This window comes from Streptomyces yunnanensis (assembly GCF_029011865.1).
GTDB classification, from domain to species: domain Bacteria; phylum Actinomycetota; class Actinomycetes; order Streptomycetales; family Streptomycetaceae; genus Streptomyces; species Streptomyces yunnanensis.
This window is the reverse complement of record NZ_CP095749.1, coordinates 5,644,014-5,657,834: the sequence shown is the minus strand read 5'-3', so window position 1 is coordinate 5,657,834 and position 13,821 is coordinate 5,644,014. Positions and strand designations below refer to the sequence as shown.

Here is a 13,821-nt window from a genome sequence, read left to right as displayed (position 1 = left end):
CGTGTGCCGGCCGCTTCATGCTCCCCCAGCTAACGCTGGGAGGTACCCCCACCACCTCCTCGGCGGTCGCCCGGCCGCCGACGGCGGGGGTCGGCTCGTCGTCCGGTTGCCGTTGCGCCGGTCGGATCACCCGGTACTCGGCGAGGTCCACCTGCCGGGTCGCCCGGCGGAACTCCGAGGTGGTGCCCGGCCAGGCGGTGGTGTTCCGCCCGCCGGCGTCCAGGTACCAGCTGTCGCAGCCGCCGGTGTTCCACACCGTGCGCTGCATCCGCTCCTGGATGGTGCGGGTCCATCCGTCGACCGCGGACTGCCGCGCGTCCAGCGCGATCCGGTCGCCGAGGACGTCCAACTGGCGCATGAAGTCGACGAGGTAGTTCAGCTGCGCCTCGATCATCAGGATCATCGAGCTGTTCCCCAGGCCGGTGTTGGGCCCGATGATGGTGAGGAAGTTGGGGAAGCCGGCCGCGCTGCTGCCGCGCAGCGCCGCCATGCCGTCCTTCCACTCCTCCGCCAGGGTGGTGCCGCGCGCCCCGGTGACCCGCTGCGCGATCGGCATGTCCGTGACGTGGAAGCCGGTCCCGAAGATGACGGCGTCCACCTCGGCCTCGCTGCCGTCCGTCGCGACCAGGACGTTGCCGCGGATCTCGCGCAGCCCGGAGGTCACCACGTCCACGTTGGGCCGGGCCAGCGCCGGGTACCAGGCGTTGGACAGCAGGATCCGCTTGCAGCCGATGCGGTAGTCGGGCGTCAGCCGGGCCTGCAGCGCCGGGTCCTTGATCGCCTTGCGCATGTGCGACGTGGCGAGGGACTCGATCAGCCCCAGTTCGCCCGGCCGCTTGGTGAACGCGCCGACCTGCAACTCCCGTATACCCCACAGGAGTTGGCGGCGCAGCTGGCGGGTGGCCGGCACCTTGGTGTGCAGCCACCGCTCCGCCCCGGTGATCCGCCGGTCGGCCCGCGGCATCACCCACGGCGGCGTCCGCTGGAACACCGTCAGCCGCTCGACCTCCGGCTGGATCGCCGGCACGATCTGGATCGCCGAGGCCCCGGTGCCCACCATGGCGACCCGCTTGCCCCGCAGGTCGTAGTCGTGGTCCCAGCGCGCCGAGTGGAAGACCTTGCCGGGGAAGTCCGCCAGCCCCGGGATGTCGGGGATCTGCGGGTCGGAGAGCGGCCCGGTGGCCGACACCACCACGTCGGCGGTGAGCGACCCCGCGGCGGTGTCGATCTCCCACCGCAGCTCCTCGCCGTTCCAACGCATCGCGCCCACCTCGGAGTTGAAGCGGAGGTGCGGCCGCAGCCCGAAGGTGTCCGTCACCCGCTCCAGGTACGCCCGGATGTGCGGCTGCCCGCTGAAGTTGCGCGGCCACTGCGGATTGGGGGCGAACGAGAACGAGTACAGGTGCGAGGGCACGTCGCAGGCGCACCCCGGATAACTGTTGTCCCGCCAGGTCCCGCCCACCGCGTCCGCCCGCTCCAGGATCACGAAGTCGGTGATCCCCGCACGCCGCAGCCGTATGGCGGCTCCCAGGCCGCCGAACCCCGATCCGATCACCGCCACCCGCACATGCCGCTGCCCGTCGTCGGCCATGCCGCCGCCACCTCCCGAGTCGATGCTTCACCGCCCCCAAACCATGCCAGCAATCACTGGCACGATTGGCACGGTTGGAGCGTAGGGCAGTTGCGTACCGAGCGGTAGGGGTCGGGCGACGGGAAGTTACCTTCGGTCATACGGGACGCCCCTCTCGCCGCCCCGCATAGGCTGACCCCGTGGCAGACCAGGCAGCAGCACCGAGCCCACAGGACCACCCCCGGCCCGCGAGCACCCGCGCCGAGCGAGGGGGCAGCACCGCCACGCCCTCCGAAGGCCCCCTGAAGGAACGCGAGTTCCGCATGGCCGACCTGGCCCGGGAGGCCGGCATCACCGTCCGTACCCTGCGCTTCTACCGCGAGCGCAAGCTCCTCCCGCCGCCCCGCCGGGAGGGCCGGATCGCCTGGTACGACGAGCACCACCTCGCCCGCCTGCGCACCATCGCCGCTCTCCTGGAGCGCGGCCACACCCTCGGCGGGATCGCCGAGCTGCTCACCGCCTTCGAGACCGGCCGCGACGTCGGCGAACTCCTCGGCCTCCCCAGCCCGCTGCTGACCCCCTGGTCCGAGGAGACCCCGGTCCGCCTCACCCCCGAGGAGCTGGCCGACCACTTCAGCGGCGAGGTCACCCCGGAGAACCTCACGGCCTCGCTCGCCCTGGGCTATCTGGCCGTGGACGGCGACGAGTTCGTGCACATCAGCCGCCGCCTGCTGGACGCCTCCACCAACCTCATCGCCCAGGGCATCCCGCTCGCCGCGGTGCTGGAGGCCGGCGGCAGGGTCCGCGCCCACGCCGACGCCCTCGCCGACCTCTTCACCACCCTCATACGCAGCCACCTCGTCCCCACGCTCCGGGACCTCCCCCGGGCCACCGAGGCCGTCGAGAGCCTCCGCCCGCTCGCCAAGGGCGTCGTCGAGGCGGAGCTCTCGATGGCCATGGACCGCCGCATCCGCGCGGAACTGGAGAGCCTGCTGGGCGGCGACCGGAACACCGGCCCGAAGCCGGCACCACACCCGGAACGGCCGGAGTAGACGCAGGGCCGCGCAGCAGGCACAGCAGGGCGGCTAACCGGTTGCACTCATGATCACGGTCCCCCTCGGTAGGCGACCTCCGACTCATCGCCTGAAGCCTGCCTGCCGGGGGCACGCTTGACGGAGGTGCCGTCAGCGGCTTTGCCGGAGGTACCGTCGGCGCCCTTGCTGGAGGTGGCGTCAGCCCCCTTGCCTGAGGTGGCGTCAGCGCCCTTGCCGAAGGCGTCTTCCGCGCCCTTGCCGGAAGCGTCCTCGGCGCCCTTGCTGGAGGCGTCGCCCGCCTCGCCCTTGCTGGAGGTACCGCCGTCCGCCTCGCCCTTGCCGGAGGCGTCTTCCGCACCCCTGCCGTAGGCGTCCTCCGCGCCCTTGCCGTAGGCGTCCTCGGCGCCCTTGCCGTAGGCGTCGCCCGCCTCGCCCTTGCTGGAGGTGCCGCCGTCCGCCTCCCGGCACCACTCGGCGTGTCCGGTGATCTTGACGTACCGGGCCGGGACCCACGCATGCCGGTCACGGAGTCGGAACCAGAACCTGTTGCCTTCGACTTCCTGGGCTTTGGTCATGCAGCGCAAGCCGACCAGAGCGCCGTATCCGAGACCTCCGGTGATGGCGGAGTCGGTGTTGGGGGACCGACGTTCGTTGACGCCGATGCGGCTGAGGACCGTGCCGTAGGGCGTTGAAGGCGCGGTATGCATCCTGAGGTTCGGGGCCTTGGGGCCGGCATCCGCGGATGCGGAGGAAGCCATTCCCGCGCTGGCGGCCAGGATGACGGCGGCCACAAAAGGGGCAGTAGCGTACTTTTCGATGGTCACACCGAGGTAACGGTCAGGCTTGACGGAGGTCACGCAATGCGGTGACTGCAATGCGCGGCCGCTCCGCTTCGCGAACCACGCCTCCGTCGGCCCCGCAACCAGATGAACCCGCCGATCGCCCCGCGCTCACCTCGGTGGGGCACCCGCCCACTACACCTCGTACGCCACCGTCACCGGCGCATGGTCGCTCCAGCGCTGGTCGTACGCCGCCGCCCGCTCCACGTACGCCTTGACGGCGCGGGCCGCCAGCCCGGCGGTGGCCAGGTGGTAGTCGATCCGCCAGCCCGCGTCGTTGTCGAAGGCCCGCCCGCGGTAGGACCACCACGAGTACGGCCCCTCGGTGTCGGGGTGCAGTCCGCGCACGACGTCCACGTAGCCGCCCCGGGCCTCGTCCAGCACGGCGGACAGCCAGTCCCGCTCCTCCGGCAGGAAGCCGGACTTCTTCTGGTTGGCCTTCCAGTTCTTCAGGTCGGCCTCCTGGTGGGCGATGTTCCAGTCGCCGCAGACGACCACCTCGCGGCCGTCCGCCGCGGCCCGCTCGCGCAGCCCGACGAGGTACGGCAGGAACTCCGCCATGAACCGTTCCTTCTCGTCCTGCCGCTCGGTGCCCACCTCACCGGACGGCAGATAGAGGCTGGCCACCGTCACGCCGGGGAGATCGGCCTCCACGTACCGCCCGCTGTCGTCGAACTCCGCCGACCCGAAGCCGACCCGCACCCGCTCCGGCTCGCGCCGGGTGTAGAGCGAGACGCCGGCCCGGCCCTTGGCGGCGGCCGGCGCGTGCACGACGTGCCAGCCGGCCGGCTCCCGCACCTCGGCCGGCAGCTGGGCGGTCTCGGCCCGCACCTCCTGGAGGCACAGCACATCGGCGTCGGTCCCGGCCAGCCACGGCACGAAGCCCTTCTTGGCCGCGGCCCGCAGCCCGTTCACGTTCACAGAGGTCACGGTCAGCATCCCGGCACCCTAACCCGGCATCCGCCGGCCGGGCCCACCGCGCTTGCGGCGAGACGGGCGGGGGTCCGGGCGCGTCGGCGCGTCACCGGGCGATCACGGGACCCCTCCGATTAGCCTTTCGTCACTCTATGAAGTCACCGGGCTTCAGAGCGCATCACCGCACCCTCTTGGAGATGACATGCACACGCTTCGCAAGGCCGCCACGGCCGCCGCCATCCTGGGCGGCGTCGGCCTCCTCGCCACCGGCACCTCCCACGCCGACAGCGGCCTGCTCGGGGTCAAGCAGTCCAGTTTGTGCCTCACGCAGGTCATCCCCGTCGACGCCCTCGGCGAGGTCGGGGTCGGCAGCGGCGCCCAGGTCACCGGCCTGCTTCCCAACCTGGGGTGCCACAACAGCGTCGGCAAGTGAAGGGCGTCCGACCGGGGGCGGCACCTCTCCAGTCCCGTCGGGGCCGCCCCACCCTCCCGTTCGACCCACCGCTTCCGTACGCTTCCTGAAATGGAGATACGCCCCGTCCGCTACGACCACCCCGACGCGGTCCGGCTCGACGAAGAGGTCCAGCAGGAGTACGCCCGGCGTTACGGCGACGGCGATCTGACGCGGCTGGAACCGGAGATGTTCGTCCCGCCGCTGGGGCTGTACCTGATCGCCTACGAGGACGGCGTGCCGTTGGCCACCGGCGGCTGGCGGGTCCAGGAGGACACCGCCGAGGGGTACGCCACCGGCGACGCCGAGATCAAGCGGATGTTCGTGGTGCCGCACGCCCGCGGCCGCGGGCTGGCCCGGCGGATCCTGGCCACGCTCGAAGCGGACGCCCTGGCCGCGGGCCGCACCCGGATGGTGCTGGAGACCGGCACCGAGCAGCCCGAGGCGCTCTCCCTCTACGCCTCCAGCGGCTATGCGATGGTCGAGAAGTTCGGCTTCTACCGGACCTACGATTCCAGCCGCTGCATGGGAAAGCCGCTGGTCGGGGCCGAGTAGCCCGGCCGTAGACCCGATCGCGGAACCCCCTTCACCGGCCCCCGCGGGCCGCCGTCACCCCTTCCCGCTTTGACAGGTCCCTGGCCTCTCTCCATACTCATTCCACTAATTAACTAGCTAAAGGGGGGATGCAGCGTGCGCGACTCGACCCCGGGCCCCTGGGCGATCGAGGCCGACAACCTGTGGAAGCGGTACCGCCGACGGTGGGCGCTCCAGGAATGTTCCTTCCGGCTCCCCGCCGGACGTGTCTGCGCGATGGTCGGCCCCAACGGCGCAGGCAAGAGCACCTTCCTGGGCATCGCGGCCCGCCTGATCCAGCCGTCCACCGGCACGCTGAAGCTGGGCGGCGTCCCGGTCGACGACCCCACCGTGCTGACCCGCGTCGCCTACCTCGCCCAGGACAAGCCGCTCTATCCGCGCTTCACGGTCGCCGAGACGCTCCGGCTCGGCCGCGAGCTGAACCCGCGCTGGGACCAGGCGCTGGCCGAGCGCATCGTCCGCTCCGGCGACGTGCCGCTGGCCGCCCGGGTCGGCACCCTCTCCGGCGGCCAGCGCACCCGCGTCGCCTTCGCGCTCGCCTTCGGCAAGCGCCCCGAGCTGCTGCTGCTCGACGAGCCGATGTCCGACCTGGACCCGCTGGCCCGGGACGAGCTGTCCGGGCTGCTGCTGGCCGAGGCCGCCGAGCACGGCACCACCGTCCTGATGTCGTCCCACATGCTGTCCGAGGTGGAGGAGATGTGCGACCACCTCCTCGTCCTGGCCGGCGGCCGGCTGCGGATGGCCGGCCCGACCGACGCACTGGTGCCCGCGCACACCCTGGTCACCGGGCGGGCGGTCGACGGCCGGGTCCCCAGGGAGCTGGCCGAGCGGCACACCCTCGTCGAATCCCGGGTCAGCGGGCGGCAGTTCAGCGCGATGATCCGGACCGACGGACCGCTCGCCGACCGCCCGGAGGCCGCCCCCGACGCACCCTGGGACGCCATGACGCCGAGCCTGGAGGAGATCCTGCTGGCCTGCATGCGCTCCCCCGACGCACCCGCCCTGATCATGGACGAGGCCCGGAAGGAGACCGCGGCATGAGCACCGCCACCACGACCCACGAGGCCGGAACGGGCAGCGGCACCGCCTCCGGACCGCTGCGCGGCACCCTCTGGCTGGTCTGGCGCCGGCACCGCGCCGCGCTGCTCACCGGCATCCTGGTCACCCTCGCCGCCTGCGCGCTCTTCTCGTACCAGCGGATCGGGCTGGTGGACTTCCTCGGCGGCAAGGACACCGGCACCGAGGCCCTCCAGGACGACTTCCGGAGCCGGTTCGGCTCGGCGTTCAGCAGCGACATCCAGTTCCTCCAGATGGTGCCGGTGATCGTCGCGGTGTTCCTGGGCGCCCCGCTGATCTCCGCCGAGTTGGAGCGCGGCACCCTCCGGCTGGTCACCACCCAGTCCGTGGGCCGCGGGCGGTGGCTCGCCGCCACGCTCGCCCTGCCGCTGACGGTCGTGGTGGTGTGCACCACCCTGCTGTCGGTGGTCTTCCAGTGGCTCTGGACGCCCGCCCACTCCCTGGTCGTGGGGGGCGACTGGCTCAGCAGCGGCCCGTTCGACGTCACCGGCCCGGTCCTGGTCGCCAAGACCCTCTTCCTCACCGCCGTCGGCATCGTCCTCGGAAAGCTGATCAAGCGGGTGGTGCCGGCGATGCTGGTCACCGCCTTCACCGCGGCGGCGGTCAGCCTGGTCTGGGGCGAGAAGGTGCGGCCGCTGCTGGGCACGGCGCGCAGCGTCACCTACCCGTACGACGGCAACGGCCCGGACCTGGCCTCCGACGCGGTCCGGATCGACGACTGGGTGGCCACCGCCGACGGCCGGCTCTTCGGCTTCGGCACCTGCGTCCACGACGCCCACCCCGACGCCTGCCGGGCCGAACTGGGCATCGTCCACCGCGTCACCGAGTACTTCTCCTACGACCAGATGGCCGGAATGCAGTGGCTCGGCACGGCCGGGCTGCTGGCGCTGACCGCCCTGGTGCTGGCGTTCGTGGTGTGGCGGGCCCGCAGGCGGCCGCTCTGAACGGGCGCCCGGCGCCGACCGGGAGGCGCTTTGACACCCGCCGCGGCCGGCCCGATCATCGAGCGGTCGGCCGGCGCGGCCCCGGCACACCGGCCGGCCCCGCCGGCAGCCAAGCACCGCGCACAGAGGCAGAGAGGTGGTGAGCGCCGTCGAATTCCGGATCGACCGCCGCAGCGGCGTCGCCACCTACCTCCAGATCGTCCAGCAGGTCCAGCAGGCGCTGCGGCTGGGCATCCTGGTGGAGGGCGACCGGCTGCCGACCGCCGCGCAGGTCGCCGCCAGCACCAAGGTCAACCCGAACACCACGCTCAAGGCGTACCGCGAGCTGGAGCGCGAGGGCCTGGTCGAGCCGCGGCCCGGCCTCGGCACGTTCGTCAGCCGCACCCTGGCCCGCCCCGACTCGGCCGCCGACGCCGTCCTGCGCGAGGAGCTGCGCGCCTGGATGGACCGCGCCCGGGCCGAGGGCCTGGACCGCGAGGACGTCCGGGCGCTGTTGAACTCCGTCCTGGAGGACCGCTTTTCGGAGGGGTGAGTCGCGCCGGGTCCGGGGCGGCGGCGGGCCGCGCCGGCTCACCGCCCGCCCTGGCCCCCGGTCTCCCCCGCACCGTCTCGCGGCCCGTGCACGCCGTCCGCCCCAGCGGGACCGTCCACCTCACCAGGACCGTCCGCCCCAGCGGGACCCTCCGTCCCAGCGGAACCGTCCATCCCCTCCGGCGCATCGTGCCCATCGGCCCCGTTCGGGCACAGTGCCCCCCGCAGGTCGACGGTGGCCTGCGCCCCGCCCCCGGGCGGATTGGCGAAGCACAGCCCGGCCCCCAGCACCCGCGCCTGCCCCGCGGCGATGGTGAGCCCCAGGCCCAGCCCCGACCCGCCCGGGCCGCCGCTGGTCCGGAACCGCTGCGGGCCGTGCGCCAGCAGCGCCGCCGGGAAGCCGGGCCCGGTGTCCCGCACCCGTATGACCCCGCCCTCGACCTCCACGGTCACCGGCGCCGCGCCGTGCCGTCGGGCGTTGCTGATCAGATTGACCAGGATCCGCTCGACCCGCCGCGGATCGGTCTCCACCAGCCCGTCCGCCAGCACCCGCACCCGTATCGCCCCGTCCACCGGCCGCGGGTCGCCGGGCAGCCGGTCCGCGCCGGCCGGCCCGCTCCCGGGCCCGCCCGGCTGCCCGGACGCCACGACCGCGCGCCGCACCAGCTCCCCCAGCGGCCGCACCTCCCGGTCCGCCTCCTCCGCGCGGGCGTCCAGCCGGGCCACCTCCAGCACGTCCTCCATCAGCCCGCGCACCCGCTCGGCCCGCTCCCGGACCATCGCGGCGGGCCGGGACGACGGCAGCAGCCCGGCGGCGGCGACCAGCCCGGCGACCGGGGTCCGCAGTTCGTGGGCGATGTTCGCGGTGACGTCGCGCTCCGCCCGCAGCCGCCCGGCCAGGGTCTCCGCCATGGTGTTCACCGCCGCGGTGAGCTGCGCGATCTCGTCGTTCCCGGTCCGCGGCAGACGGGCGCCCAGATCGCCCTCGGCGATCCGCTGGGCGGTCGCCGCCGAGGCGGTCAGCCGCCGCCCGAGCCGGTGCGCGACCAGCAGCCCGACCACGCAGCCCAGCGCCGTGCCGGCGACCCCGGCCACCCACAGGATCCGGTCCAGCGCCTCGACGGTCCGCTGCTCCCGGTCGTAGGCGCGTTTCAGCGCGACGATGTCCGGGCCCACCTTGGTCGCCGCCCACAGATACGGCGTGCGGCCGCCCTGCTCCAGATAGACGCCCCGTCGGCCGCGCTCGACCAGCGCCTTCAGCGGGCCCGGCAGGTCCTTCGGATTGATCATCCCCCGCCCGGTGTCGACCCCGGCCGCCCGGTCCTGGACGGTGGTCTGGAGCCGGCCGGAGAGGCTGTGCCCGGCGAGGTCGAGCTGGGCGTTGACGGTGTGGTGGTGGACGAGCACGCCGACGAGGACCGCGACCACCGCCGCGGTGGCGGAGATCGCGATACCGATCTTGGCGCGCAGCCCCATCCGTTCCCCTCTCCGTTCCTCTCGTCGCTCGACTCGTCCCCGGCATGTGCACTCCGTCCCGGACAGCCCCGCGCCCCGGCACCCGGGGCGGCCGGACTACTGGACGTCGGGAAGGTGCAGACTCACCCGCCCCAGCTCGGCGGCCTTCTCGCCGTGCACCTCGGGCGCGACCACACCGGCGCTGGAGTAGTACGCGAACCCTTCCTGCCGCTGCAGCCCGCTCAGCGTGACCTTCACGCGGTAGGGCGTGCGGACGCACTCCGGCGCGCACCAGTCGCCGACGAGCCTGCCGCCGGCCACCGCGGTCGGGCCGCCCCACGACTCCCAGCGCAGCCCGATCAGCCGCGCGGAGTCGCCGAGCGGGAGGGCGGCCGGGCGCTGCAGCGGGCGCCCGACGGTGTCCGCCACGTAGACCGGCCCGGTGCGGGTGGTCGGCGCGACCGCCGGGCCCTCGTCCCGCAGCAGCGGCGCCGGCCCGCCGCACCCGCCGAGCACCACGGCGAGCAGCGCCGCGAGCAGCACGGCACCGGCGCCCCAGGCGGCTCGGGCGGTGGTGTTCGCTGCGCTCACGGATTCCTCGGGCTGCGGGCGGACGGGCGGACGGCTGGCTCACCAGGTGCAACGGTTGCACCCAGCGCAGCAGATGTGCCCTGTGTGCACAAGGATGTACAGGATGCGCACACAAGAGCGAATACCTGTTTCCCGACAAATGTAACGGGGTCGCCCGCAATCCGACGCGTGCCCATGATCGCCATCGCCGCCGCACCGCCCGCCCTTGACCCTCACGTCACGTCAGGCCCCACCCTTGACCAGCGGCACACGCCGCCCGGCGCCGGTCCGCCGCGCACCACGCCCCACCCGCCCTCGCACCCACCCGCCACCACCGAAAGGCGCGCTCCCATGGGATACCCGGTAGGCCAGGTCTCCGCCTTCGCCGGGGTCACCGTCCGCACCCTGCACCACTACGACAGGACCGGCCTGCTCCGCCCCAGCGACCGCAGCCCCGCCGGCTACCGCCTCTACAGCGACGCCGACCTCGCCCGGCTCCAGCAGATCCTCTTCTACCGGGAGCTCGGCTTCCCGCTCGACGAGATCGCCACGATCCTGGCGGACCCTCAAGCCAACGCCCTCGACCAGCTCCGTGCCCGGCACCGCCGCCTCACCGAGGAGATCAACCGGCTGCGGCGCCTGGTCGAGGTCGCCGAGCAGGCCATGGAGGTCCAGCAGACCGGCGTCCGGCTGACCCCTCAGGAGCGCTTCGAGGTCTTCGGCGAGATCGCCTTCGACCTGACCTACGCCACCGACGCGGAGCGCAGGTGGCGCAACAGCGACGGCTACCGCCGCTCGATGGCCCGGGCCGCCACGCACTCCAAGGACGACTGGGCGCAGATCATGGCCGAGGCCGCCGACTGGCGGGCCCGACTGACCGCCGCCTTCGACGCCGGCGAGCCGGCCGACGGCGAGCGCGCCATGGACCTCGCCGAGGAGCACCGCCGCCACCTCACCCGGTGGTTCACGCCCTGCCCCACCGACATGCACGGCCGGATCGCCGACGACTTCGCCGCCGATCCGCGCGCCTTCGCCCTGCTCGTCCCGCCCACCGAACAGCGCCCGGGCCTCGCCCCTTACCTGCGCACCGCCGTCCACGCCAACGCGGTCCGCCAGTCGCCCCCGGCACCCGCCACCGAGCCGGACGACCGGCACCACCGCCCCTGACCCGAGGCCGATCCCATGAACATCCTCATCGCCGCCGCCGGCTCCTACGGCGACATCGCCCCGTACACCGGCCTCGGCGCCCGCCTCCGGGCCGCCGGCCACCAGGTCGCCCTCGCCACCCACGACGGCCACGCCCCGCTGGTCCGCGCCGCCGGCCTGGACTTCCGCAGCCTCCCCGCCGACCCCCGCGCCGCCGGCCCCGGGGAGCCGGACACCGCCGGCACCCCCACCGGCCGCCGCGCCCTGATGCGCCGCGCCGCCGCCTTCGTCGAACAGCTCGGCACCGGCATGGCCGACGCCGTCGCCCCGGACACCGAGCTGCTCCTGCTGACCACCACCACGGCCCCGCTCGGCTGGCACCTCGCCGAGGCGCTGGACATCCCGTCCGTCGGCGCCTACCTCGTGCCCACCGCGCCGACCCGCGCCTTCTCCCCCGTCGTCAGCGGCGGCCGGCAGCTGGGAGGTTGGGGCAACCGCACCGCCGGCCGCTTCTCCGTCCGCGTCGTCGACCGCCTCTACACCGGCGCCGCCCGCGCCCTGCGCACCCGGCTGGGCCTGCCGCCGGCCACCCCGGCGACGGTCCGCCGCCGCGTCGAGGCCGCCAACTGGCCCGTCCTGCACGGCTTCAGCGAACTGGTGGTACCCCGTCCCGCCGACTGGCGCCCCGGCCTGGACGTCACCGGTTACTGGTGGCCCCACCACGCCCCGGACGCCCAACTCCCGCCCGCCCTGGAGGACTTCCTCGCCGCCGGCCCGCCGCCGGTCTCCCTCGGCTTCGGCAGCATGGCCGCCGACGACGCCGAGCGGCTGAGCGCCCTCGCCGTCCGTGCCCTGCGCCGCGCCGGCCTCCGCGGCGTCCTGCTGTCCGGCAACGCCGCCCTGACCGCCGCCGACGCCCCGGGCGACGACATCCTCACCGTCCCCACCGCGGTCCCGCACGCCCTCCTCTTCCCGCGCGTCGCGGCCGCCGTGCACCACTGCGGCGCCGGCACCTCGGCCGCGGCGCTGCGCGCCGGCGTCCCGTCGGTCCCGGTCCCGTTCACCGCCGACCAGCCCTTCTGGGCCGCCCGCCTGGCCGCCCTGGGCGCCGCCACCGCCGCCCTCCCCTTCCCCGCCCTCGCCACGAAGCTCTCCCTCGACGACGCGGTGGCCCGCCTCGCCGCCGCCCTCACCGAGGCCACCACCGCCCCGGCCCTGCGCACCCGGGCCCGGGCCGCCGCCGGACACCTCGCCGCCGAGGACGGCGCCACCGCCGCCCTGGCCGCCCTCGACCGCCTCGCGCACTGACCCTCGCCCCACCCGCACACGGGAAAGCCCCCGCCGGACGGCCCCGGCGGGGGCTTCAGCGCGCGGCCGACGGCTCTACCGGGCCGGCTCCGTCCAGGTGACCGGCAGCGCGTGGACGCCGTAGATGCTCATGTCGGTCCTGAGTTTCACCTCGCCGGCGGGGACGGCGAGTTCGAGGGTCGGGAAGCGGCGCAGCAGGCCGCCGAACCCGGCACGCATCTCGACCCGGGCCAGCTGCTGGCCGAGGCACTGGTGGACGCCGTGCCCGAAGGAGAGATGACCGCGGGCCCTGCGGTGGACGTCCAGGGTGTCGGGGTCGTCGAAGCGCCGGGGGTCGCGGTTGGCGGCCGACAACGCGACGACGACGGTCGATCCCCTGCCGATGGTCTCGCCGGCGAGCTCGATGTCCTCCGTGGCGTAGCGGTAGAAGATGTCGGCGACGGACAGGTGGCGCAGGAGTTCCTCGACGGCGTCGGGCAGCAGCTCCGGTTCGGCGCGCAGTGCGGCCAGCTGCTCGGGGTGCTCCAGGAGCGCGAAGGTGCCCAGTGCCAGCATGTTGGCGGTGGTCTCGTGGCCCGCGAGCAGCAGCAGGAAGGCGATGCCGACCAGTTCCTCGACGGCGAGGTCGTCGTCGCGGGCCAGGTCGGACAGGATGTCCTCGCCGGGCTCGGCCCGCTTGCGGGTGACCAGTTGGGCGAGGTACGTGGTCAGCGCGTCGTACGCGGCCATCTTCTCGTCGAGCGACTGGTCCTTGACCAGGATCTGGGCGGAGTTGGCCTGGAAGGTCTCGCGGTCCTCGTAGGGGACGCCGAGCAGTTCGCAGATCACCAGCGAGGGCACCGGCAGCGCGAACTCCTTGACCAAGTCGACCGGCGGGGCGTGCCGCGCCATCTCGTCCAGCTGCCGCTCGACGATGTCGCCGATGTGCGCTTCGAGTTGCTTCATGCGCCGGACGGTGAAGGCGCCGGTGAGCTTGCGCCGCAGCCGGGTGTGGTCCGGCGGGTCCATGGCGACGAACAGGCCCGGCACCTGCGGGGACGGTTCGGTCATGGCGGGCATGCCGGGGGTCTCGTACGGCAGGTGCAGCACCCCGATGTCCTGGCGGGAGCTGAAGCGGGTGTCGGCCATGAGCTGGCGGACCGCGTCGTAGCCGGTGACCAGCCAGCCCTCGTGGCCGTCGGGGAAGACCAGGGGACTGACCGGGCGGCCTTCGCGCAGCCGGGTGAGGTCGCGGGGCGGGTCGAAGGGGCCCGCATCGCGCTCCGTGGGGAGGCCGTGCGGGATGCGAACCGTTTCGCTCATCGGATGTCCTTTCGTGGCAGCTCGTGCGGTCACGATCGCCGACGCCCCTGACACCCCGCTGACACGGCTCTGACACCGACCGCGC

Annotated in this window: 13 protein-coding genes and 1 pseudogene; 8 read left to right on the top strand and 6 right to left on the bottom strand. The window is 73.8% G+C overall.

Annotation, left to right across the window (positions count from 1 at the left end; all coding sequences use genetic code 11):
* Positions 1 to 58: 58 nt before the first annotated feature.
* Positions 59 to 1,591: pseudogene (locus MOV08_RS24765) on the bottom strand (flavin-containing monooxygenase); the annotation flags it as partial.
* Positions 1,592 to 1,770: 179 nt separating this feature from the next.
* On the opposite strand from MOV08_RS24765, the gene MOV08_RS24760 reads away from it, so the two are divergent.
* Positions 1,771 to 2,622 (top strand): MerR family transcriptional regulator, encoded by an 852-nt coding sequence (locus MOV08_RS24760; protein WP_420834207.1) that lies wholly within the window; start codon positions 1,771 to 1,773, stop codon positions 2,620 to 2,622.
* A 53-nt stretch (positions 2,623 to 2,675) separates the two neighbouring features.
* On the opposite strand, the gene MOV08_RS24755 is transcribed toward MOV08_RS24760, so the two are convergent.
* Positions 2,676 to 3,179: a hypothetical protein gene (locus MOV08_RS24755; protein ID WP_275308866.1), complete on the bottom strand. Its 504-nt coding sequence runs from the start codon at positions 3,177 to 3,179 to the stop codon at positions 2,676 to 2,678.
* Positions 3,180 to 3,578: 399 nt separating this feature from the next.
* Entirely contained in the window at positions 3,579 to 4,382 is an 804-nt protein-coding gene (locus tag MOV08_RS24750; protein ID WP_039635662.1) for an exodeoxyribonuclease III, read from the bottom strand.
* A gap of 178 nt (positions 4,383 to 4,560) precedes the next feature.
* Between MOV08_RS24750 and MOV08_RS24745 the strand changes: the two genes are divergently transcribed.
* The 5 genes from MOV08_RS24745 (at position 4,561) to MOV08_RS24725 (ending at position 7,956) form a co-directional block, all read left to right on the top strand.
* On the top strand, positions 4,561 to 4,791 hold the full coding sequence (locus MOV08_RS24745; protein WP_275308865.1) for a hypothetical protein: 231 nt from the start codon (positions 4,561 to 4,563) through the stop codon (positions 4,789 to 4,791).
* 90 nt (positions 4,792 to 4,881) lie between these two features.
* On the top strand, positions 4,882 to 5,364 hold the full coding sequence (locus MOV08_RS24740; RefSeq protein WP_275308864.1) for a GNAT family N-acetyltransferase: 483 nt from the start codon (positions 4,882 to 4,884) through the stop codon (positions 5,362 to 5,364).
* A gap of 135 nt (positions 5,365 to 5,499) precedes the next feature.
* Positions 5,500 to 6,444 carry an ABC transporter ATP-binding protein gene (locus tag MOV08_RS24735; RefSeq protein WP_275308863.1) on the top strand — a complete coding sequence of 315 codons (945 nt, stop codon included), beginning with the start codon at positions 5,500 to 5,502 and terminating at the stop codon, positions 6,442 to 6,444.
* Positions 6,441 to 7,424, top strand: a complete 984-nt coding sequence (locus MOV08_RS24730; RefSeq protein ID WP_275308862.1) for an ABC transporter permease subunit — start codon at positions 6,441 to 6,443, stop codon at positions 7,422 to 7,424. The genes MOV08_RS24735 and MOV08_RS24730 overlap by 4 nt, the downstream gene beginning before the upstream one ends.
* Positions 7,425 to 7,560: 136 nt before the next feature.
* Positions 7,561 to 7,956: a GntR family transcriptional regulator gene (locus tag MOV08_RS24725; RefSeq protein ID WP_039635653.1), complete on the top strand. Its 396-nt coding sequence runs from the start codon at positions 7,561 to 7,563 to the stop codon at positions 7,954 to 7,956.
* Positions 7,957 to 7,994: 38 nt separating this feature from the next.
* Here the strand turns inward: MOV08_RS24725 and MOV08_RS24720 are convergent, their stop codons facing one another.
* Both MOV08_RS24720 and MOV08_RS24715 read right to left on the bottom strand, forming a co-directional pair.
* On the bottom strand, positions 7,995 to 9,431 hold the full coding sequence (locus MOV08_RS24720) for an ATP-binding protein (protein WP_275308861.1): 1,437 nt from the start codon (positions 9,429 to 9,431) through the stop codon (positions 7,995 to 7,997).
* Positions 9,432 to 9,527: 96 nt separating this feature from the next.
* Entirely contained in the window at positions 9,528 to 10,001 is a 474-nt protein-coding gene (locus MOV08_RS24715; protein WP_039635651.1) for a hypothetical protein, read from the bottom strand.
* 330 nt (positions 10,002 to 10,331) lie between these two features.
* Here MOV08_RS24715 and MOV08_RS24710 point away from each other — a divergent pair, with 330 nt between their 5' ends.
* Positions 10,332 to 11,147, top strand: coding sequence for a MerR family transcriptional regulator (locus tag MOV08_RS24710; RefSeq protein WP_275308860.1), 816 nt, complete (start codon positions 10,332 to 10,334; stop codon positions 11,145 to 11,147).
* A gap of 15 nt (positions 11,148 to 11,162) precedes the next feature.
* Entirely contained in the window at positions 11,163 to 12,434 is a 1,272-nt protein-coding gene (locus MOV08_RS24705; RefSeq protein ID WP_275308859.1) for a glycosyltransferase, read from the top strand.
* Between the two features lie 75 nt (positions 12,435 to 12,509).
* Here MOV08_RS24705 and MOV08_RS24700 read toward each other — a convergent pair whose 3' ends face one another.
* A complete protein-coding gene (locus tag MOV08_RS24700; RefSeq protein WP_039635645.1) occupies positions 12,510 to 13,736 on the bottom strand; it encodes a cytochrome P450 in 1,227 nt (408 codons plus the stop codon).
* Between the last annotated feature and the right edge of the window lie 85 nt (positions 13,737 to 13,821).